This is a genomic window from Roseomonas sp. F4 (assembly GCF_053891155.1).
On record NZ_JBSSHK010000003.1, the window covers coordinates 563,434 to 584,477 of the forward strand.

The 21,044-nt window shown below is 71.7% G+C and carries 21 protein-coding genes; 5 read left to right on the forward strand and 16 right to left on the reverse strand.

The genetic code is table 11. The features are described from left to right. Positions 1-13 precede the first annotated feature (13 nt). The 3 genes from ACVFYP_RS14940 to ACVFYP_RS14950 all read right to left on the reverse strand — a co-directional run bounded on the left by ACVFYP_RS14940 (position 14) and on the right by ACVFYP_RS14950 (position 4,362). Positions 14-1,420, reverse strand: coding sequence for a divergent polysaccharide deacetylase family protein (locus ACVFYP_RS14940; RefSeq protein WP_499200982.1), 1,407 nt, complete (start codon positions 1,418-1,420; stop codon positions 14-16). A gap of 64 nt (positions 1,421-1,484) precedes the next feature. After that, positions 1,485-2,942 carry a S41 family peptidase gene (locus tag ACVFYP_RS14945; protein WP_499200983.1) on the reverse strand — a complete coding sequence of 486 codons (1,458 nt, stop codon included), beginning with the start codon at positions 2,940-2,942 and terminating at the stop codon, positions 1,485-1,487. Between the two features lie 121 nt (positions 2,943-3,063). Next, positions 3,064-4,362, reverse strand: a complete 1,299-nt coding sequence (locus tag ACVFYP_RS14950) for a murein hydrolase activator EnvC family protein (RefSeq protein ID WP_499200984.1) — start codon at positions 4,360-4,362, stop codon at positions 3,064-3,066. Between the two features lie 90 nt (positions 4,363-4,452). Here ACVFYP_RS14950 and ACVFYP_RS14955 point away from each other — a divergent pair, with 90 nt between their 5' ends. Both ACVFYP_RS14955 and ACVFYP_RS14960 read left to right on the forward strand, forming a co-directional pair. Beyond that, entirely contained in the window at positions 4,453-5,373 is a 921-nt protein-coding gene (locus ACVFYP_RS14955) for a DnaJ C-terminal domain-containing protein (protein WP_499200985.1), read from the forward strand. Next, complete coding sequence (locus ACVFYP_RS14960; RefSeq protein ID WP_499200986.1) at positions 5,370-5,624, forward strand: chaperone modulator CbpM; 255 nt, start codon at positions 5,370-5,372, stop codon at positions 5,622-5,624. The genes ACVFYP_RS14955 and ACVFYP_RS14960 overlap by 4 nt, the downstream gene beginning before the upstream one ends. A gap of 167 nt (positions 5,625-5,791) precedes the next feature. On the opposite strand, the gene ACVFYP_RS14965 is transcribed toward ACVFYP_RS14960, so the two are convergent. The 9 genes from ACVFYP_RS14965 to ACVFYP_RS15005 all read right to left on the reverse strand — a co-directional run bounded on the left by ACVFYP_RS14965 (position 5,792) and on the right by ACVFYP_RS15005 (position 14,598). Further along, a complete protein-coding gene (locus ACVFYP_RS14965) occupies positions 5,792-6,451 on the reverse strand; it encodes a flavin reductase family protein (protein WP_499200987.1) in 660 nt (219 codons plus the stop codon). Between the two features lie 121 nt (positions 6,452-6,572). Beyond that, on the reverse strand, positions 6,573-8,105 hold the full coding sequence (gene gpmI / locus ACVFYP_RS14970; RefSeq protein ID WP_499200988.1) for a 2,3-bisphosphoglycerate-independent phosphoglycerate mutase: 1,533 nt from the start codon (positions 8,103-8,105) through the stop codon (positions 6,573-6,575). Between the two features lie 74 nt (positions 8,106-8,179). Further along, positions 8,180-9,034: an ion transporter gene (locus ACVFYP_RS14975; RefSeq protein ID WP_499200989.1), complete on the reverse strand. Its 855-nt coding sequence runs from the start codon at positions 9,032-9,034 to the stop codon at positions 8,180-8,182. 71 nt (positions 9,035-9,105) lie between these two features. Further along, positions 9,106-9,777: an NnrU family protein gene (locus tag ACVFYP_RS14980; protein WP_499200990.1), complete on the reverse strand. Its 672-nt coding sequence runs from the start codon at positions 9,775-9,777 to the stop codon at positions 9,106-9,108. A 30-nt stretch (positions 9,778-9,807) separates the two neighbouring features. Further along, positions 9,808-10,263 (reverse strand): 23S rRNA (pseudouridine(1915)-N(3))-methyltransferase RlmH, encoded by a 456-nt coding sequence (locus ACVFYP_RS14985; RefSeq protein WP_499201277.1) that lies wholly within the window; start codon positions 10,261-10,263, stop codon positions 9,808-9,810. 10 nt (positions 10,264-10,273) lie between these two features. Beyond that, positions 10,274-11,716, reverse strand: coding sequence for a ribosome silencing factor (rsfS, locus tag ACVFYP_RS14990; protein WP_499200991.1), 1,443 nt, complete (start codon positions 11,714-11,716; stop codon positions 10,274-10,276). A gap of 117 nt (positions 11,717-11,833) precedes the next feature. After that, entirely contained in the window at positions 11,834-12,442 is a 609-nt protein-coding gene (locus ACVFYP_RS14995) for a nicotinate-nucleotide adenylyltransferase (protein ID WP_499200992.1), read from the reverse strand. 4 nt (positions 12,443-12,446) lie between these two features. Further along, positions 12,447-13,304, reverse strand: coding sequence for a 2-keto-4-pentenoate hydratase (locus ACVFYP_RS15000; RefSeq protein ID WP_499200993.1), 858 nt, complete (start codon positions 13,302-13,304; stop codon positions 12,447-12,449). Between the two features lie 28 nt (positions 13,305-13,332). Then, a complete protein-coding gene (locus ACVFYP_RS15005; RefSeq protein WP_499200994.1) occupies positions 13,333-14,598 on the reverse strand; it encodes a glutamate-5-semialdehyde dehydrogenase in 1,266 nt (421 codons plus the stop codon). 240 nt (positions 14,599-14,838) lie between these two features. On the opposite strand from ACVFYP_RS15005, the gene ACVFYP_RS15010 reads away from it, so the two are divergent. After that, the gene (locus tag ACVFYP_RS15010; protein ID WP_499200995.1) at positions 14,839-15,195 is read left to right on the forward strand and encodes a hypothetical protein; all 357 of its coding nucleotides are present in this window, start codon (positions 14,839-14,841) and stop codon (positions 15,193-15,195) included. 72 nt (positions 15,196-15,267) lie between these two features. Beyond that, a complete protein-coding gene (locus ACVFYP_RS15015; protein WP_499200996.1) occupies positions 15,268-15,627 on the forward strand; it encodes a hypothetical protein in 360 nt (119 codons plus the stop codon). A gap of 56 nt (positions 15,628-15,683) precedes the next feature. Here the strand turns inward: ACVFYP_RS15015 and ACVFYP_RS15020 are convergent, their stop codons facing one another. The 4 genes from ACVFYP_RS15020 to ACVFYP_RS15035 all read right to left on the reverse strand — a co-directional run bounded on the left by ACVFYP_RS15020 (position 15,684) and on the right by ACVFYP_RS15035 (position 20,373). Further along, on the reverse strand, positions 15,684-17,189 hold the full coding sequence (locus ACVFYP_RS15020) for an ABC transporter substrate-binding protein (protein ID WP_499200997.1): 1,506 nt from the start codon (positions 17,187-17,189) through the stop codon (positions 15,684-15,686). 66 nt (positions 17,190-17,255) lie between these two features. Then, positions 17,256-18,647, reverse strand: a complete 1,392-nt coding sequence (locus ACVFYP_RS15025) for an MATE family efflux transporter (protein ID WP_499200998.1) — start codon at positions 18,645-18,647, stop codon at positions 17,256-17,258. Next, the gene (locus ACVFYP_RS15030; RefSeq protein ID WP_499200999.1) at positions 18,644-19,432 is read right to left on the reverse strand and encodes an SDR family NAD(P)-dependent oxidoreductase; all 789 of its coding nucleotides are present in this window, start codon (positions 19,430-19,432) and stop codon (positions 18,644-18,646) included. Before ACVFYP_RS15030 ends, ACVFYP_RS15025 begins: the two co-directional genes overlap by 4 nt. A 14-nt stretch (positions 19,433-19,446) precedes the next feature. Next, positions 19,447-20,373 (reverse strand): 2-dehydropantoate 2-reductase, encoded by a 927-nt coding sequence (locus tag ACVFYP_RS15035; protein WP_499201000.1) that lies wholly within the window; start codon positions 20,371-20,373, stop codon positions 19,447-19,449. A gap of 103 nt (positions 20,374-20,476) precedes the next feature. Here ACVFYP_RS15035 and ACVFYP_RS15040 point away from each other — a divergent pair, with 103 nt between their 5' ends. Then, on the forward strand, positions 20,477-21,043 hold the full coding sequence (locus ACVFYP_RS15040) for a TetR/AcrR family transcriptional regulator (protein ID WP_499201001.1): 567 nt from the start codon (positions 20,477-20,479) through the stop codon (positions 21,041-21,043). The last annotated feature ends 1 nt before the right edge of the window (position 21,044 follow it).

A 21,044-nucleotide genomic window follows, 5' to 3' on the forward strand; every position in this document is an offset into this window, starting at 1 on the left:
GGCTTCTAACCGCTCAGCGCGTCGCCTGCGAGGTAGGGCGGCGCAACATCACGGTCACCGGCGCCAGCACCGCGCCGCGCTCCTCCAGCCCCGCGGCCCAGGCCAGGATGGCGGCGGTGAAGAAGGGCGTCGGGTTGCCGAGCAGGCCGAGCGCGGCGTTGTTGCGCTTGGCCAGCGCCTCCAACTCCACAAGCCGCCGTTCCACCTCGCCGCGTGTTTCGGAGGGATCGTCGAGCACCAGGTCGACGGTGCGGCCGAAGGCGCGGGCGGGGGTGGGGGCGCCGGGGCGCGGGTCGATATAGAGCAGGCCGCGATTGGTCAGCGCCGCCTGGATGGTGCCGAGCAGCTCCGCATTCGCCGCGAATCGCTCCCCGCGCAGGCGGCCGAGCGCGCCGATGGCGCCGACCTGGCCCTGGATGCGGGACAGCGCCCAGTCCAGCCGGTCCAGATTGTCCTCCACCGAAAGTCCGGTCAGCAGCGCGCGGTCACCGGGGTCTGCATCCTGGCCGAAGCCCGCGGGTTCCAGCGGCAGCGCCACCAGCACTTCCATCCCGCGCGCCCGGGCACGGTCCAGCAGCGGTTCGGGTCGCAGCGCATAGGGGCTGAAGGCCAGGGTCACGGCGCCCGGCAGGCGGCGGATTGCCTCCTCCGAATGCTGGGCGAAAAGGCCGACATTGCCGATGATGAGACCGATGCGCGGGCGCCGGTCCTCCCGGTCGAAGGGGCGGGCATAGGCGCGGATGGAGGTGCGGTTCTCTGGCCCCAGCTTGGGCAGAGGCCCATGGCGGCCACGTTCCAGCAGTTCGGGATCCGGCGGCGGGATCTGCGGATCAGGCTGGGCCTGGGATGCCGGGGCCGCATTGGCGGTCAGGGGTGGTGGCGGAGGGGCGACGGGAGCCGCGCCGGGGGCAGCTGCGGGTGGAGGCACTGCGGCCGAGGTGGCGGCGGGCTCCGGCCTTGCCGCCGGCATTGGGGCGACGGCGCGGGAGGCAGGCTCTGGCGCCTGTGGCGCGGCCGTCGGCGACGGCGGGGGCGGGGGACTGGCGGCGGGTGGCCGCGCCTCGGCCATCGGCGCAGGCGCGGCGGGCGCTGGCGGGATGGGCGCGGGCGACGGCGGGGGGCTGGCGGCGGGTGGCCGCGCATCGGCCGTCGGCGCAGGCGCGGTGGGCGCTGGCGGGGTGGGCGCAGGCGCAGCGGGTGCGGGTGGCTCAGATACGCTGGCCTCGGCTGGGCTGGCCTCAGCCGCCCGGCCCTCGGCCGGCGCAGGCTCGCCCGGCGGTTCCGGCGCCACTTCGGCCACCATCGCCGAGGGTTCGGCCGGCGGACCAAGCCATTGCAGCACGCCGACGCCAATTCCGGCGGCCAGAACCAGCACCGCCCAGAAGATAGCCAGCGACCGGCGTGCGAAGATCCGGCTCAATGTTGGCGCGACGCGGTCCGGCGCGTCGCGTCCTTACCCATCATGGCGCTGCGGCGCCGGTGGATCATCGCTGCGCGCGGCGCTGCGGCGCGGGGGCGGCTGCGATGTTGCGCAGAAGCTGGACCGCCTGCTGCAGCTGATGGTCGGTTTCCGGCTTGGTCGGGTCGAAGGCGGCGGCGCCCTCGGCCGGCTCACGCACCACCCGCTCCAGCACGCCGGCCGGCAGGTTCAGCGGCGGCAAGGGCGGGGCCGGGGCGGCTTCCGTCGTCCGCTGCCCGTCATTGTTGCGCAGCGACCGGCGCAGATCGGCCTCCCGGTCCCGTTCCCGCGACCCGTTCGGGTCGGGGCGCGCGGCCAGCACCTCGATATCCGGTTCGATCCCGGTCGCCTGGATGGAGCGGCCGGAGGGGGTGTAGTAGCGGGCCGTGGTCAGGCGGATGGCGCCATTGCCGGGGATCGGCATGACGGTCTGCACGCTGCCCTTGCCGAAGGACTTCACGCCCATCACCACCGCGCGGCGATGGTCCTGAAGCGCGCCGGCGACGATCTCGCTGGCGCTCGCCGAACCGGAATTGACCAGCACGACGATGGGCAGGCCCTGGGCGATGTCGCCCGGCCGGGCATTCCAGCGCTGCGCATCCTCCGGCCGGCGGGCGCGGGTGGATACGATCTCGCCCTGGTCGAGGAAATCGTCGGTCACCTGCACCGCCTGGTCCAGCAGCCCGCCCGGATTGTTGCGCAGATCCAGCACCAGGCCGCGCAGGTTGTTGCCCGCCTGGCCGCGCATGGTGGTCATGGCGCGGCGCAGCGCGCCTTCGGTCTGCTCGTTGAAGGAGGACAGGCGGATATAGGCAACGTCGTTGCCTTCCAGCCGGAAGCGCGCCACCTGCGGGCGGATCACGTCCCGGGTCAGGGAGATTTCCACCGGCCGGGTCTCGCCCTCACGCCGGATGGTCAGGCGGATGGAACTGCCGCGTTCGCCGCGCATCTGCTCCACCGCATCCTGCAAGGACAGGCCCTGGGTGGACTGGCCGTTCAGATGGGTGATGAGGTCGCCCGGCTTGACCCCGGCGCGGGAGGCCGGGGTGTCGTCGATCGGGCTGATGACCTTCACATAGCCGCCTTCCTGGGTCACCTCGATGCCCAGCCCGCCGAACTCGCCGCGGGTGGTCACCTGCATGTCCCGGAAGCTGCGCGGATTCATGTAGGAGGAATGGGGGTCGAGGCCCTGGAGCATGCCGTTGATGGCATTCTCGATCACGTCACGGTCGGTGACCGGCTCGACATATTCGGCGCGGACCCGTTCGAAGACATCGCCGAACAGGTTCAGCAGCCGGTAGGTTTCCGCCCGCCCGCCTTCCTGCGCCCAGGCCTGGATGCCCGGCACCGCGATCATCGGTCCCACCACCGCGCCAGCGATGAAGGCGGCCGCCACGGCGCCCACCAACCCCAGCCTGCGCCGGCGAACCGGCTGCGCCTCGGGATTCGCCACCGGGCCCACTATGGGGCCCAGGCTCGGCATCCTGCCATTCCGACGACCATCCTCGTGCCCAGACACGTCGCTCATGCGACCACCCGATCCTTGGGTCGCGGCCCCACGGCCGCCGACCTGACCAACATGCCCCCAGGAAATGACCTGAGGGTTACCCTCGCGCCGCAAACCACGGGCGCGGATCCACCGGCTGCCCATTGCGCCTTAGCTCCACATAGAGGGAACCACCAGAAGCGCCAGAGCCGCCAAGGATGCCGATAGGCTCGCCTGCCAGCAAGCGTTGGCCCGCCGCCGCATCGAGCCGGTCCATCCCCGCCAGCACGAAATGGTATCCCCCTCCGCAATCCACAATCAACAACAGCCCGTAGGAGCGGAAAGGCGCGGCATAAACCGCCCTTCCCTGGCAGGGCGAGACGACGCGCGCACCGCTCGCGGCGGCATAGGTCAGTCCGCGATGCGGGCCGCCCGGCGCGGCATCGCCCCAATTCGTGGCGATTCGCCCGGTCACCGGCAAGGCGCGGCCGCCGGAGGGCACGGGCATGGACGCCTGGCGCTCGGCCGGCGTCGTCGTGCGGGATGGTGTTTCGGCCCGGCGCGCCAAGGCTGCCTCCCGCGCCGCTTCCGCGGCCTGGCGCGCCTGTTCGGCGGCGCGGGCGGCGGCATCGGCCCGCGCCTCCGCCTCCCGCCGCACTCTTTCGCGCCGCAGCCGGGCGAGCACATCCGCGAGGTCCCCGGCCCGCGCGGCGGCGGCGGCGGCCTGTTCGGCGGCGCGCTCCTCCGCCGCCTCGGCCTGGCTGCGGCGGGTGCGGGCCACGGCCAGCTCCGCCTCGAGTCCCGCCACCGCCTCCCGCGCCGCGCGTTCGGCGGCTTCCAGGGCCAGGGCTTCGCGCCGGGCGATCCATTCGGCCTCCTGCGCCCGGGTCTGGGCCTCCCGCAAGGCGGTGGCCTCCTCCTCCAGCCGGCGGATCATGCCGCGCAGCACCAAGGCGCCGCGCAGCGCGTCGGCTGGTTCCCCGGGCACGGCCAGCACGGTCTCGGCGGGGTAGAGCGACAGGCGCAGCATCACCGGCAGCAGGGGTCGCATGGCGGTGGCACGCTCCGCGATGTCCCGCGCCGCGGCGGTGCCGGCGGCGCGCGCGGCCTCCAGCCGCTCCGTCACCGCCGCCACCTCGGCCTCCGCCGCCTGGGCCATGGCGGCGAGCTCCACCCGGCGGGCGGCCAGCGCCACCTCCTGCTCCGCCAGGGCGCGGGCCTGGGCGGCGGCCCGTTCGGCGGCCTCGCGACGTTGCTCGGCGGCCTGCTCGGCGGCCTGAAGGTCGCGCTGGGTGGGTTGGGCGAGAGCGGGCGGCGGCAGCGCCATGCAGGCGGCCAGCAGCAGCGCCAGGCGCCCTGCGCCACGCTGCCGGTGCCCGCGCGGGGCCGCCGCATCCCTGTCACGCGAAATCGTCAAGCCCTGCATCCCCATGCTGCATAGACCCCGGCCGCGCGCGGGGACAAGCTTGGGCAGAGTACGGCCCCGGCAGGGGGCCAGGAGAGTCGCATGGCCGAAGATCCCTACAAGGTCCTGGGGGTTGCCCGCGACGCGACGCCGGAGGCGATCAAGAAGGCCTACCGGAAGCTGGCGCGGCAGAACCACCCGGACCTCAACCCCGGCAAGCCGGAGGCCGAGGCGCGCTTCAAGGCCGCCTCCGCCGCCAATGACATCCTGTCCGACCCGGAGCGCCGGGGGCGCTTCGACCGCGGGGAGATCGATGCGGAGGGCCAGGAAATGCCGCCCCCCCGCCCCGCCGGGGGCTGGCGCCGGCATGCGGAGACGCCACAGGGCAGTCGCTACGACCCCTTCACCGAGCAGGACGGTTTTTCCGATATCTTCGCCGAGATCCTGGCGGCGCAGCGGGCGGCCGAATCGGCGCCGCGGCCGGGGCGGGATGTGGAGTACCACTTGAAGGTGCCCTTCCTGTCCGCCGTGCTGGGCGCGACCGAGCAATTGGCGCTGCCGGATGGCAAGCAGCTCAGCGTGCGGATTCCGCCCGGCGTGGTCAGCGGCCAGTCGCTGCGGCTGCGCGGGCAGGGCGCGCCCGGCCGCAATGGCGGGCCGCCCGGCCATGCGGTGATCGAGCTGGAGGTGGCGGACCACCCGCTGTTCCGCCGCGACGGCTTCGACCTGCACATGGACCTGCCGGTGACGCTGCGGGAGGCGGTGCTGGGCGGCCCGGTGACGGTGCCCGCCCCCGCCGGCCCGCTGCGCGTCACCCTGCCCCCGGCCAGCGACACCGGCCGGGTGGTGCGGCTGCGCGGCAAGGGCGTGGCGGCGGAGGGTGCCCGCGCGGCCGGCGACCTGCTGCTGAAGCTCCAGGTCGTGATCGGCAAGCCGGATGCGGCGCTGGAGGCCTTCCTGCGCGACTGGCAGCCCGAACACCCCTTCGATCCGCGCGCCAGGCTGGGGGAGGACGCGCCATGATGACCATCGAGACCGTCTGTGCCCGTTTCACCACCCTGGACCCCGAGGAGCTGCGCGGCTGGGTGATGGCCGGCCATGTGCGGGCGGAGGCGGAGGGTGAGGTGCTGCTGTTCCAGGAGATCGATGTGGAGCGCGTGCGCCTGATCCTCGACCTGCGCGACACGCTGGCGGTGAATGAGGAGGCGCTGCCGCTGGTGCTGTCCCTGCTCGATCAGATCTACGCGCTGCGGCGGCGGCTGGGAGAGGGTTGAGAGACCGTTTGAGAATGGCGGCGGCTGAGGGCCCGCAGGGGATTTTTCGTTCCTGCCAGGCGCCGGATGCGGCCGATGCTGGTTGCATCGGCAAATCCGGCAACGCAGCAGGGGCGGAAAAGCGCCGCGGGACCGACCCGCCGGTGTTCTCAAACGGTCTCTAAGAGCTACTTCGGCTTCGCCCAGCCCTCGCCGCCCGGTGGGCGTTGCAGCATCGGCCGGTCGAAGATCTCCCCCAGCGCGGCGTAGTAGGGCCCCCCGAGTCGCGCGACCGGCCGCATCTTCGCGCTGTCCACCCGGCTGCCATCGAACACCGTGCTGGACAGGTGGAAGGCGACAATCTCCCCGATATACAGCGTGTTGACGCCGCGCCCGAGCACCACCGCCTGGTCCAGCCGGCATTCCATCTGCACCGGCGTGGCCGCAAGCCGGGGCGGCTTCACCCGCCGGCTGGGCAGCAATTCCAGGCCGAGCGCCTCCACTTCGCTCTCATCCGGCGGGAATTCCTGGGCGGAGAGGTGCATGGCTTCCATCGTCGCCTCGGTGGCGACATTGACGACGAATTCGCCGTTCTCCCGGATGTTGCGGGCGGTGTCTTTCATCGCCCCATCGCCGGCCCGGGCGGCGATGTTGATCGCCAGCATGGGCGGGCTGGTGGCGACGTAGTTGTAGGAGCTGAAGGGGGCGGCATTCACCCGCCCCTGCGCATCGACCGTGGTGATCCAGGCGATCGGGCGCGGTACGACGCAGCCGACCACCAGGCGATAGGCGGTGGCCGTATCGAGGCCCTCGCCATCGATGAAGCTGAAATCCTGTTCGGGGGTCATGTCACGGTCCTGAAAGCCGGTTCGCCTTGGATCGCAGGCTAACGGCCAGGCGCTGGGCCGAATAGCCCGATCAACTGGCCTTATGGACTTTCGTTTCAGGCGATGGCGGCCGCCGCGCGCATCAGCCGCCGCGCAGCAGCGAAACCCCCGTCATCTCCGCCGGCTGCGGCAGGCCCAGCAGGGCCAGCAGCGTCGGTGCCAGATCCGCCAGCCGACCTTCCGCCAAGGTCGCGCCGGCCGGCGCGCCCATCAGCAGCACCGGCACCGGGTTGGTGGTGTGGGCGGTATGCGGCCCGCCGGTCACCGGGTCGCGCATCAGCTCCGCATTGCCATGGTCGGCGGTGACCAGAAGCTGGCCGCCGGCGGCGCGGATGGCGGCGGCGATGCGGCCGAGACCGGCATCCACCGCCTCGCAGGCGCGGATCGCGGCGGCCAGGCTGCCGGTATGGCCGACCATGTCGGCATTGGCGAAGTTCAGCACGATCAGGTCGTATTTTTTCGAATTGATCGCGGCGACGCATTTGTCGGTCAGTTCGGGCGCGGACATCTCGGGTTGCAGGTCATAGGTGGCGACCTTGGGGGAGGCGACCATGATCCGGTCCTCCCCGGCATAGGCCTTCTCCTCCCCGCCGTTCAGGAAGTAGGTGACGTGCGGGTACTTCTCCGTCTCCGCCATGTGCAGTTGCTTCAGGCCGGCATCGGCGACCACCTCGGCCAGGATCTTCGCCATGGATTGCGGCGGGAACAGCGCCATCATGAAGGGCGCCAGGGCAGCGCTGTAGGCCGTCATCCCCGCCGCCGCCGCGAAGCGAATGGTCGGGTCGGCGGCAAAGCCGGAAAACGCCGGGTCGAGCAGGGAGGCCATGATCTCCCGTACCCGGTCGGCGCGGTAGTTGAAGCACAGCATGCCGTCGCCGTGGTTCATGCAGGCATAGTCGCCGATCGCGGCGGCGGGCAGGAATTCGTCGGTCCTGCCGGCGGCATGCGCCGCGGCGATGGCGGCGGCGGCGGTCGGGAAACGGGTGCCCTTGCCCAGCACCATCACGTCATGCGCCTGCTGCACACGCTCCCAGCGATTGTCACGGTCCATGGCGAAGTAGCGGCCACAGAGGGTGGCGATGCGCACGCCCTCCGGCAGCGCCGCCTCGAAGGCCGCGACGAAGCGGGCGGCGGAATCGGGGGCGGTGTCGCGGCCATCGGTCCAGCCATGCACCCAGACCTTCAGCCCCGCCGCCGTCGCGGCCCGCGCCAAAGCCAGGGCATGGGCCTGATGGCTGTGCACACCGCCTTCAGACAGCAGGCCCATCAGGTGCAGCGCGCCGCCAGTGGCCCGGATGCGGGCGACCAGATCGGTGAAATGGGGCAGGGTGCTGAGGGTGCCATCGGCGACGGCCGCGTCGATCCGCACCAGATCCTGCATCACCACGCGGCCGGCACCGATATTCAGGTGCCCGACCTCCGAATTGCCCATCTGCCCTGCCGGCAGGCCGACATCATGGCCGGAGGTGTGCAGGAAATTGCGCGGCCCGGCAGCCCAGAGCGCGTCGAAGGTGGGGGTATGGGCCTGGCGCACCGCATTGTCCGCCACCTCCTCCCGCCACCCCCAGCCATCGAGGATCGCCAGCATGACGGGGCGGTGGGCGGGAGGGCTCATGGGCAGGGCATCCGGCGCAGGGGAGGGGAATTGCCTAACGCCGGCCACGCGCCCCGGTCAACGCCACCGCCGGGTCAAGCCGGGCGGCGCAGCTCCGCCATCTCCGCCCGCAGCGCGCGGATCTCTGCCAGCAGCACCTGGCTGTCCGCATGCGCCTCGCTGCGCACCGCATCGGCCGCGGCCTGGGTCGCGGCGACATCGGCGCTTTCGCGCTGTTCGCGCAGCGTCTGGATCGATTCGACGATGACGCCGATGAACAGGTTCAGCACGACGAAGGTGGCGACCAGGATGAAGGGCAGGAAGAACAGCAGCGCATAGGGCTCCGCCTCCATCGCCGGCTTCACGATATTGGCCCAGTCATCCAGGGTCATCAGCTGGAACAGGGTGAAGAAGGCGGCGCCCAGATCGCCGAACTGCTCCGGCATCGGCTCCCCGAACAGTTTCACCGACATCACGGCGAAGACGTAGAAGATCAGCAGCATCAGCAGCACGATGCTGCCCATGCCGGGCAGCGCCGCCAGCATCGCCTCCACCACGTTGCGCAGGCTCGGCACCACGCTGATCAGCCGCATCACGCGCAGCACGCGCAAGGCGCGAAGGACGGCCAGCGGACCGCTGGAAGGCACCCAGGCGATGCCCACCACCAGCAGGTCGAAGATGCCCCAGGGGTCGCGGAAGAAGCGGCCGCGGAAGGCGTAGATGCGCAGCGCCAATTCCGCCGTGAACAGCCACAGCAGCAGATGGTCCAGCGCCACCAGCGCATCGCCCATCATCGCCATGACGCTGTTGGAGGTTTCGAGCCCGAGCGTCACGGCGTTCAGCACGATCAGCCCGATCACCAGCTTCTGGAAGCCGGGTGAGAGCACCAGCCGCGCGGCACGCGCCCGCCGCGAATCCCCGGCGTCGGCCGAGGTCATGACTTCCTGCATCGATTCGATTGTCCTTGGAGGCGGCGCAGGGAATGGCCCCTTGGCGCGCCGCGTTCAAGGGGGCGAATCGGTTACATCAGGATCGCCGGCACGCCGAAGATGTGGCGGTGGAAATGCAGCAGCACGGCCCAGAGCAGCAGCCCGACCAGCGGCGGCATCAGCCCGACCTCGCGCAGGACCAGCTGGTTGCGGCCGGCCGCGATGGCAGCGAAGGGGATGATGCTGGTGCGGGCCTCAAAACCCGGCCAGGCCTCGGGATGCCGCGCCGCCAGCTTGGCGTCGATCGAGGGCATGCCCGCGAGCGCCGTGACCAGGAAGGCACCGAAGAAGACGATGGCGGCGGTGTCGCCATTGCCGATGATGTGGATGGCCGCCCAGAGCGCGAAGGACCACAGCATCGGGTGGCGGGTGACGCGCTGGATGCCGCGCGGCTCCTCCCCCAGGCCTTTGGTGCCCACGGCGGTCGGGTTGCGCTTGTGGCTGGTCATGAACAGCACCAGCGTCGGCAGCATCAGCGCGGCCAGCAGCCAGCGCAGCTCCCGCCCCGCGAACCACAGCGGCGTGGTCGGCGCCGCGCGCCAGGCGATGACCAGCAGGAAGATGGCGAGGAAGGAGGTCAGCGAGAAGGCGATCATGAAGCCCTTCTCGCCCAGCGCCGCGACGGCCCGGCCGCGCAGCGCGGTGCCCGAAATGCCGACATGCACCCCGATCCAGAACAGGGCGGCGAGAATCAGCAGGGTCATGGCGTCGTGCTCCGGCGGGTGCCGGCACAGTCAAGCAGGACGCCAGGCCCTGTGATAGGGATGATTGGTGCGGATCGCCTGCACGCGGAACAGTTGTTCGGCCAGCAGCCCGCGCACCAGGAAATGCGGCCAGGTCAGCGGGCCGAGGGACAGCAGATGATCGGCACGGGACAGCACCGCGGGGTCCAGCCCCTCCGTGCCCCCGATCAGGAAGCACAGCGGCCGCGCCGCCTCCTCCCATTTCAGGGCCATGGCGGCGAGCGCTTCGGTTGTCGGCGCCTTGCCGCCGAGGTCGAGCGCCACGACCTGCGCCGCCTCCGGCAGTGCGGCGAGCAGGGCGGCACCTTCACGACGGCGGATCTCGGCGGGGTTGGCGCCCTGGCCCTCCGGCAACTCGGTCACCGCCAGGCCGGGGCGGAGCCGGGCCGCGTACTGTTCGAACAGCGCGCGTTCCGGCCCCGCCTTCATCCTGCCGATGGCAATCAGGCGCGGCGACTTATTCGAAAGTGTCGTCGTCGTCGTCGTCCTCGATGCCTGGCTCTGGCACGCTGCCGTCATCGGGCAGCGGCGTGCGGTCTTCTTCCGCCTCGGTCGCGGCGGGGCTGTCGGGGCCCCACATCCGTTCCAGGCCGTACATGGCGCGAGCCTCTGGCTTGAACAGATGCACGACGAGGTCGCCGGCATCGATCAACACCCAGTCCGGGGAGGCCTGGGTGGCATCGCGGCGCAGCTTGAGGCCTTCCTTCTCGAAGGCATCCACCAGATGCACGGCCATCGCCTGCATCTGGCGATCCGACAGGGCGCTGGCGATCACCAGCCGGTCGGCATAGTCGGCGCGGCCGGTGACATCGAGGACGAGAATGTTCTCGGCCTTGTCCGCATCCAGGCTTTCCTCTGCGGCGGCGACCAGCCGGTCGAGCAAAGCGGGCTCTACCTTCTGACGCTCCCGCGGGGTTCGGGTCGGCCGCGGGCCGGTGGAATCGGGGGCCGGGGCGGCCTCCTCCTCGGCCGCCGGAACGGCCTTCGGCTTGCGCGGGGCGCGCTTGCGCGGGGCGGGCGCCTCGGCTTCGGCGGGCGGCGGAGCTTCGGCCGGGGCCTCGGCTTCGACGGCTGCTTCGGCGGGCATCACCGCCGTGTCGGCCTTGGTCCTGCGTGTCGCCCGAGGCTTGGGCGTGTGGGTTTCGATCGCCGGGATCTCGACGATCGGCTCGGCCAGGCGGGCCTTCGGCTTGCGGGTGGCGGGCGGCTTGGGCGCTGGCGCCTCGACCGCCGGGACCTCGGCGGTCGCGACCTTGGGCTTACGGGTGGCCCGGGGCTTCGGCGCGGCGGCTTCGGGCGCAGCGGTCTTGGGCGCGGCCTTCGGCTTTGCGGCGGGCTTGGCGGTGGTCTTAGGCGCGGCCTTCGGCTTCGCGGCAGCCTTGGCGGGCGCCTTGGCCTTTGCGGGGGCCTTAGGCGCGGCCTTCGGCTTCGCGGCAGCCTTGGCGGGCGCCTTGGCCTTTGCGGGGGCCTTAGGCGCGGCCTTCGGCTTCGCGGCAGCCTTGGCAGGAGCCTTGGCCTTGGCGACGGTCTTCGGAGCGGCCTTCGGCTTCGCGGCAGCCTTAGCAGGAGCCTTGGTCTTTGCGGCGACCTTGGGCGCAGCCTTTGGCTTCGCGGCAGCCTTGGCGGGTGCCTTGGCTTTGGCGGCGGCCTTGGGCGCGGCCTTCGGCTTCGCGGCGGCCTTGGCGGGTGCCTTGGCCTTTGCGGCGACCTTGGGCGCAGCCTTCGGCTTCGCGGCGGCCTTGGCGGGCGCCTTGGCCTTGGCGGCGGCCTTAGGAGCGGCCTTCGGCTTCGCGGCAGCCTTCGCCGGCGCCTTGGCCTTCGCTGCCGGCTTGGCCGCGGCCGTGCGGCGCGCGGGGGCGGCCGCCCGGGCCGCCATGGCGGTCGGGCGCTGCGGTGTCATTGGCTCCCCGGTTGTCGACGCAGCGGTCGTCGATTCAGGGGTTTTGGGCGTGCGGGGAATGGCCGCCTCCTCTTCATGAAAAATGCCGTTGCCGGCGCTGTAGCACAAAAACGCAATTCACGCCGCGCCCGATGCGGCGCGGATCGCCGTGGCGGAGGCGGCATGCTCCGTGGTGGCCACGAAGCACCAGGGCGCATGCGCCACGTCGCGCGGCCTCTTGGCCAGCAACGCACCAGGCCGCCGACGGTGCCGTGCCAGAGCCTGCGCGGCTTGCCCCGCCAGCGCCTTGCGCGTCCAGCCCGGACGCGGCAGCACCGCCACCGGCGTCTTGGCCGCGATCCAGCGCCAGCCGTGCCAGCGTGGCAATTGCCACAGATTGTCCGCGCCGATCACGAAGACGAAGCGCGCCCGCGGAAAGCGTCGCCGCAGCGCGGCCAGCGTGTCGATGCTGTAGCGCGTGCCCATCGCCGCCTCGATTCCCGTGGCGCGGATGCGCCGCCCATCGGCAATCGCCCGCGCCGAGTCCAGCCGCGCCGCGAAGCTGGCCATGCCGCGTGCCGGCTTCAGCGGATTGCCCGGCGAGACCATCAGCCAGACCTCATCCAGCCGCAGCGCCCGCCGCACCGCCTGGGCGACATGCAAATGCCCGGCATGGGCCGGGTTGAAGCTGCCGCCGAGCAGGCCGATTCGCCGCCGCCGGCGATCCCCCCAGGGGTTGAGTGTCACGGCCTCATCGCAGGCGGACGGTGACCGAGGCGGGCTGCGCCAGAAGCCCGGTATAGGTCGCCGTATAGTCACGGCCGGCCTGCGCCGGCAGCGCCGGCGAAAAGCCGCCGAGCGAGACATATTCGCCCGCCCGCAGCCGCAGCCCCTGGGCCCGCAGATCCTCCACCAGCCAGGCCAGCGCCGCCAGCGGATGGCCGAGCAATGCGCGGCCCGGGGCGCGCGCCAGCTCCTGCCCATCGGCGCTCAGCACCACCTGCATATCGGCCAGCGCAGCGGCAAATTCGGGCGTCGCCTGCACCGGGATTTCATCGCCGAGCACGCCGAGCCGGGCACCGACATTGATCGAGACCAGCAGCGGGCCGGACCAGTTGGTGCCGGCGCCATGCACCAGGTCGGGCAGTTCGATGAAGGGGATCACCACATCCAGATGGCGCAGCAGCGCGACGGGATCGGCACCGGCCTCATTCACCCCCTCATCCCGCACCCGCACCAGCAGGTCGCTTTCCACGGCGGGGGCGATGCCGAAGGCGGCCGGGATCTCGGCGCCGGAACGCGCCCGCAGCGTGCCCTGGAAGATGGCGCCGGCCACCGGATGCGGCACGCCGAAGCGCTGCTGCGCCGTCGCATTGGTCAGCCCCACCTTCCAGCCGGCGCGGTCACCCCAGGGCTGCGCGAGGGCCGCCACCAGCAGGTTTCGCGCGCATAGCGCCTCCGCCATGTCCAGAACCGGCGGGGATGGCGGCGCGCGGCGGTCCAGGATGGCGGCGGCCAGGCGCGCCACCTCCGCCGGTTCCGGGCAGGCGGCGGCGGAGGTCAGCGGGGTGGCGAGCACGGCGAGCATCGCGGCGGCGGTCTTTTTCATGGCGACGTTTCCCCCTCGGCGGTGGCGGTCAGGGACGTGTCTGCCCCGTGCCGATCACCTGGTAGCGGAAGGTGCAAAGCTGTTCCGGCCCCACCGGGCCGCGCGCATGCAGCCGGCCGGTGGCGATGCCGATCTCGGCGCCGAAGCCGAATTCACCGCCATCGCAGAACTGGGTGGAGGCATTCCACATGCCGACGGCGGAGGCGATGTTGTCCAGGAAGTGCCGCGCTGCGGTCTCGTCCTGGGTGATGATCGCCTCGGTATGCTCGCTGCCGTAGCGGGCGATGTGGTCCAGCGCCGCCTCCACGCCGTCCACCACTTTTACGGACAGGATGGAGTCCAACCATTCGGTGGCGAAATCCGCATCGGTGGCGGCCGGCAATTCCGGCAGGAGCACCCGTGCACGATCATCGGCGCGGAAATCGCAGCCGAGCGCACGCAAATCGGCGACCAACAGCGGCAGCAGGGTCGGCGCGATGGCGGCGTCGATCAGCAGGGTCTCGGTGGACCCGCACACACCCGTGCGGCGCATCTTCGCATTGGCCAGCACCTGCCGCGCCATGGCCGGGTCGGCGGCGGCGTGGATATAGGTGTGGCAGAGGCCCTCGGCATGGGCGAGCACAGGCACCCGCGCCTCCGCCTGCACCCGCGTCACCAGCCCCTTGCCGCCGCGCGGGATGATCAGGTCGATCAGCCCGGCGGCGCGCAGCATGGCGCCGACGAAGCCGCGATCCGCGGTCGGCGCCACCTGCACGGCGGCTTCCGGCAGGCCGGCGGCGCGCAGCCCTTCCACCATGCAGCCATGGATGGCGGCCGCGCTGCGCAGCGATTCCTTGCCGCCGCGCAGGATCACGGCGCTGCCGGCCTTCAGGCAGAGCGCGGCGGCATCGGCGCCGACATTGGGGCGGCTTTCATAGATCATGCCGATGACGCCGAGCGGCTGCGCCACGCGGCGGATCACCAGGCCATTGGGCCGCGTCCATTCGGCCAGCACGCGGCCCACGGGATCGGGCAGCGCCGCCACCTCCTCCACCGCCGCGGCCATCGCCTCCACCCGCGCGGGCGTCAGCGCCAGGCGGTCGCGGAAGGCGGCGGTCAGCTCCGGCGCGGCTGCCAGATCCTCGGCATTCGCCGCCAGCACCAGCGCGGCGCGGGCCCGCAAGGCCGCCGCCGCCGCCATCAGCGCCGCATCCCGCTGCGGTCGCGGCGCCACGCTCAGGCTGCGCGCGGCCTCACGGGCGGCGCGGGCAGCTGTATCGAGCAGGCGGGCGGTCTCATCGGCCAGGACGGTCATGACGGGTTTCTCCTGATGCGAGAGGTAGCGCGCAGCCGGTGGCGAGGGAAGCGCGCGCATCCTGTTGCAACGAGCCCGGACGCAACCGCGATCACGCGGCCGTGTCATCGCTTTCGGTGATGGCGGCGATGCGGTCTGCCGATTGGTGGTGCGAAGGGGTGGGGACTATCTCACGCTCAACGCTGAAGCGGACCGCCAATGTTGCGGAGGGCATCAGCAAGTATGACGAAGGATACGACGATGAACCCCATCAACCGCATCGCCACCGCGCTGCTTGCCGCCGGAGCCCTGAGCTTCGCCGTGCCGGCCCTGGCGAACGACATTTCTTACCCCCGCGTGGTCGGGACTGGTGAGAATGCTTCCGTGGAGTATGGACCGGCGACGACGCAGAACATCGTGGGCGGCGGTGCCGTGACCACGACGACCGGCCATGACGGCGCCTGGCGCGTCACCCACAGCAACCCTGCCCTCGCCCAGCGGGCGCCGGCCGGGCTGGTGCCGGTGACCATCGGCAGCGGCGAGAACGTGACCACCGCCTGGGTTCCGGCCGCCGAGAGCGCCCGCCTCCTGGCCGGGGCCGGCAGCAACGGCCGCTGAACCCGCATTCCTGAACACCAAACCGGGCCGCGGCGATTCCCGCCGCGACCGCACGAATAAGGAAGAACTGAGATGACCCGTTTTCATCATATCGCCGCCGCCGCCCTGGCCGCCGGCACCCTGGCCCTGGCCGTCCCGGCCTCCGCCCAGACCATCGCCGAGAACAGCTACCCGCAGGTGGTGGGCAGCGGTGAGAATGCCCAGGTGGTCTATGGCCCCGGCCCGGCCCGCAACATCGTCGGCGGCGGTGCCGTGACGGTGACCGAGGAGCCGAATGGCAGCGTGCATGTCCGCCACACGGATAACAGCTTCGTCCAGCAGGGCCGGACGGGCGTCCGCGCCGTGACGGTGGGCAGCGGCGAGAGCCAGCGCACCATCTGGGTGCCGGTCGGTGCCGCGGCGCAGCGTGCGGATACCGGCTTCCGCGGCTGATCGAAGACTTCGCGTTGAACAGGGGGCGGTCCGCAAGGGCCGCCCCTTTTTTGTGGCTACCGCCCGACCCGCAGCCCGGCAAAGCGGATGATTCCGTCAGGGCTGGGCACGAAGCCTTCCACGCCCCGCCCCATCGCCCAGAACCAGCGGTAATGATACAGCATCAGATAGGGGCGATCGGCCAGCCACAGCGCCGTGGCCTGGCGATACAGCGGCTGGCGCTGGGCCGTCTCCGTCACCGCGCGCGCCGAGGCCAGCAGCGCATCGACCTCCGCATTCGCGTAGCGCCCGCGGTTGAGAAAGCCGCCGGTGGCGATCCAGGGCGCGATATTGCCATCCGGATCGGGCCGGCCCGACCAGATATTCATCGAGGCCTCGTAGTCGCCCCGCTCGGTCGCGGCGACCAGCGCGGCGGCTTCCAGCAATTCGACGCGGATGTCGAAGCCGCCTTCGGCCGCCATCGACTGGATGATCTCCGCCACCTGGGCTTCCGTTGGCTGGTTCGGCACCTTCAGCGTGAAGGCCACCCGCTCATGCCCCGCCGCGCGAAGCAAAGCGCGCGCCGCGGCCGGGTCGCGCGGCGGGGCGGCGAGTTCCGGAAAGTGGTAGGCAGTGCCGGGCGGCTCCGCCTGGTTGTTCGCGGTGAAGCGGCCTTCCAGCGCCACCTGGTTGATGATGGCGCGGTCGATGCTGCGCTCAAAAGCCTCCCGCACCCGGGCATCGGCGCCGAGCGGCCTGGCGGCGAGCGGGCCGTGGCCGACATTGATGCTGATGGTCTGGTAGGCGATGGAATCCCCCGCCACTAGGCGGAGCCGCTGGTCACGCTCGACAGAGGGAAGGTCCACCGGCGCCACACGCTCGATCAGGTCGAGCTGGCCGGCGCGCAGATTCAGCAGGCGGACATTGTTGTCGGGGATCGGCAGGAACACCAGGCGATCGGCATGGATGTTCGCGGCGTTCCAATGGCCCGCGAATTTCTGCATCTCGATCCGGTCCTGCGCGACGCGCCGGGTCAGCATGAAGGGGCCGGAGCAGACGGGATTTTCCCAGACCCGCTCGGCCAGCGGCAGCACGGCGGGCGACAGCATCATGCCGGCGCGATCTGCCAGCACGGAGAGCAGCGGTGCGAAGGGGGCGGAGAGCACGAGCCGCACGGTGCGCGCATCCGGCGTTTCCACCGCCGTCACCGGCTGCAATTCCGTGCGCCGGCGGCTTTCGCGCGCGGTGCGGTAGCGATCGAGATTGGCCTTCACCGCCGCGGCGTCGATCGGCGTGCCATCCTGGAAGCGCGCGCCCTCGCGCAGGGTCAGGGTCAGCGCGCGGCCATCCGGCGCCCATTCCCAGGCGGTGGCGAGTTCCGGGCGGAATTGCAGATCCGGCCCGATATCCACCAGCTTGTCGCACATGGCGGCGAAGACCACGCGCTCGACGAAGGAGCCGGATTGCGCCGGGTCGAGCATGTTGGGATCGGCGCCGATGCCGATGCGCAGCGTGGTTTGTGCGGCAACGGGCGCGGCCAGCCATGGCAGCAGGGCGGCGGCGAGGAGGAGGGTGCGGCGCATCGGCGGGACCTTCGGCCTGGGGAGGGTGGTATCCTGCGCGCATCCCAACCCGGCCGGCAAATCCCCTCAGTGGCGGCGCGACCAGCCTCCGGCACGGATGACCAGCGCCAGCATCACGCCATAGACGAGCATGCCGGCGGCCAGCGCGGCGAAGACGCCGGAGAGCGATCCCGTCAATCGCAGCATCAGCCAGCCGCCACCTACCGCGACGATCAGCCGCAGCAGCCCCGCGAGCAGCGGCCAAAATAGCCGCCCGGCGCCCTGGGAGGCGAAGTACAGCGCCAGCCCGAGGCCGAAGAAACCGTAGGCCGGGCCGACGAGGCGCAGATAGGCGCTGCCGGTTTCGATCATGCGCGGATCGTCGCCGAACAGGCCGAGCCAGGCCTGCGGCCAGATGGCGGCGGCGAGGCCCACCGTCTCCGTCATCACGAAGGCCATCGCGCCGCCGACCAGCGCGATGCGCAGCGCGCGGTCGGTGCGGCCGGCGCCGATATTGGTGCCGACCATGGCGACCAGCGGCGCGCCCAGCCCGAAGACCAGCGGCACCAGCAGATATTCCAGCCTCGTGCCGGTGCCATAGCCCGCCACCGCATCGGGCCCGCCGGCACGCGCCACCACAGCGGTGGTCAGCGCGATGGTCAGAGTGGTCTGCAAGGTGCTGATCGAGGCGACGGCGCCGACGCCCAGGATGTCGCCGAACAGCTTCGCGCGCGGCGGCACCGGCCGCAGCCGCAGCGTGCCGCGCCCTGTCAGCACGGCCCAGGCCAACACCAAGGTGGACAGCGCCAGCCCCGACAGCACCGCATAGCCGGCGCCCTGGATGCCGAAGGCCGGGATCGGTCCGAAGCCCTGGATCAGCAAGGGTGAGAGCGGCACCAGCAGCACCACGCCGGCGATGATGGCGGTGGCCGGCAGCAGCATATTGCCGGTGCCGCGCAGCATGCTGGCGAAGGCATTGGACAGCCAGACCAGCACCGCGCCGCCGAACACCACATTGGAGTAGTCCAGCGCGAGTTGCAGCGACCGCCCCTCCCCACCCAGCGCGGCATACAGCGCCGGCCCGCCCAGGATCAGCAGCGCCGAGAAGCCAAGGCCAAGCACGAGGTTGATGATCAGCGCATGCAGCGCCAGCGCATCCGCATCCTCCCGCCGCCCGGCGCCCAGGGCACGGGCAATGGCGGAGGAGATGCCGCCGCCGATCGCGCCGGCGGAGAGCATCTGCATCATCATGAAGCCGGGAAAGACCAGCGCCATGGCGGCCAGGGCATCGGTGCCGAGATGCGCCACCCACCAGGTCTCGATCAGCCCGACGGAGGCCTGGGCCAGCATCACCAGCGTGTTCGGCCAGGCCAGGCGCAGCAGCGTCGGCACCACGCGCCCTTCCAGCAGCAGCCGCGTGCGCGGGCTCATCTGGCTGGCCAATGCCGCGGCGGGCGGCGCGGGGTGCAGCGCGGTCATGACTGGTAGCGCGCCGCGGCCTGGTTGCGCGACAGATTGGGGCCGAGGGCGAAGCGCGCCGCCTCAAAGGCCTGCCAATCCGCGATCTCGGGCAGGGAGGGGATGGTCACGGCCTCCCCGGCATCGAGGCCGGCCAGCGCGGCGTCCACCATCTCCTCCACATCCATCAGCATGGTGGCGGGCAGGGTCGCGATGTCGACGCCCGACTTTTCCCAGATCGCGGTGCGCGTCCCGCCCGGCAGCACTGCCTGGATGCGCAGGCCCCTCGGGCCGAGCTCGCTCTGCATCGAGCGGGTGAGGTTCAGCACGAAGGCCTTGGTGCCGCTGTAGACGCCGTTGAACAACTCCGGCGCCAGGGCGAGGACGGAGGCGATGTTGATGATGGTGCCGCCGCCGCGCGCGACGAAGGCCGACGCCACGGCGGCGGCCAGGCGCATCGGCGCGGTGATGTTCAGCGCCACCATCATCTCCAGCCGATCGGGATCAGCTTCGGCCAGGGTGCCGGAGACGCTCATGCCGGCATTGTTCACCAGCATGGCGATGGACGCGTCCTCTCGCAGTCGCGTCTCGACCCGACGGAGGTCCTGCGGATCGGTGAGATCGGCGACCAGCACCGCGACCGCGCGGCCGGTTTCGGCGCGCAGGCGGGTGGCGAGCGCGTCGAGGCGCGCGGCGTCGCGGGCGACCAGGATCAGGTCATGGCCGCGCCGGGCCAGGCGGTCGGCATAGACGGCGCCGATGCCGCTGGAGGCGCCGGTGATGAGGGCGGTGTTGGCATGTGTCATGGGGACTCTCCGATTCAGCGCGCGGCCTGGCGCGCGGCATGGACCTGCAATTGGCAGTAGGCGGCCTCGATCAGCTTGACGGAAATGGACGCCGTCTCGGCGCGACGGATCAGGTCGCCGAGGATGTGGTCGGCCTCCAGCCGCGGTGCCCCGGCCTCCAGGTCGCGCATCATGGAGGCGGCCCAGCGTGAGGCGGGATCGGTGAGCATGCGCGTGGCCTGCGCGGCCGCGGCGGGGCGCGGCGGATGACCAACCGCGGCGGCGACGGCGCGCGCTTCCTCAAGCAGTGCCTGGGCGAGGGCGGCGCCATGGGTGGTGGCCATCACATCGCCCACCGTGCCGCGCATCAGGCAGCACAGCGCCGCGCCGGCCGCCAGCATGCACCACTTCTCCCAGAGCTCCTGGAGGATGTCGTCGGAGAGGCGGGCGGCGACGGGGGTGGCGGCGAAGGCCTCGGCCAGGGCCGCCATCGCGGCGGCTTGGCGGCCGTCGCGGGCGCCGAAGACCAGCGTGTCGGCGGGGCTGGTGTGGTGGATCAGCCCGTCGGCGCCGAGGGTCGCCGCGATATAGGCGACGCCGCCCAGCACGCGGTCCGCGCCGAAGCGCTGATCCAGCGCATCGAGATGCGCCAGGCCGTTCAGCAGCGGCAGCACCAGGCTGTGCGGGGCCATGGCGGGGGCGATGGCCTCGATGGCGGCCGGCAGGTCATAGGCCTTGCAGGTCAGCAGGATGAGGTCCGCGGGACCGGACTCGGCGGCCGAGAGCACGGTGTGGACGGGCCGCTGCAACAGGGCGCCGCCGGACTGCAGGCGCAGCCCCTGTTCGACGAGTTGCCGGGCACGGCCGGGGCGGACCAGGAAGCGCGGCTCCGCACCGGCCTCGGCAAGGCGCAGCCCATAATACCCGCCCAGCGCACCTGCGCCGAGGATCAGGATTCGCATCCGCCGTCTCCGTTTCATGGCGATCGCCATCAATACGGCGATTGATTGCGCTCGCCATCAAACCATGTCAAGCGGGTGCCGCGGCGCCGAAAGGGGAAGAACGATGCGGGTCTCGAAGCAGCAGGCGGCGGAGAACCGGGCGCGGATCCTTACCGAGACGGCGCGGCTGATCCGCGAATGCGGCATCGATGGGGTGGGGGTGGATGCGCTGACCCGCGCCGCCGGCCTGACCCATGGCGGGCTCTACAGCCAGTTCGGATCGAAGGAGCGGCTGGTGGCCGAGGCCCTGGCCCAGGCCATGGCGGCCAGCGGCGAGAAGACGCGCCAGGCGCTGGCGGAAGGCGGCAGCCTGGCCACGGTGGTGGGGCGCTACCTGTCGCCACGCCACCGCGACGCCCCCGGCGCCGGCTGCGCCATTGCCGCCATCGGGCCGGAGGCGGCGCGGCAGGGCGCGGCGGTGCGGGAGGTTTTCACCACCGGCGTCGCCGGCTTCGCCGGGCGACTGGCCCCTCTGCTGCCGGCGGATGACGCGCGCCCGGCGGAGGAGCGGGCGCTGGCGGTGATGTCCACCATGGTCGGGGCCCTGATGCTGTCGCGCGCGGTGGCCGATCCGGCCCTGTCCGACCGGATTCTGGCCGCCGCGCTGGACAGCCTCACACAGGAGGGCTGAG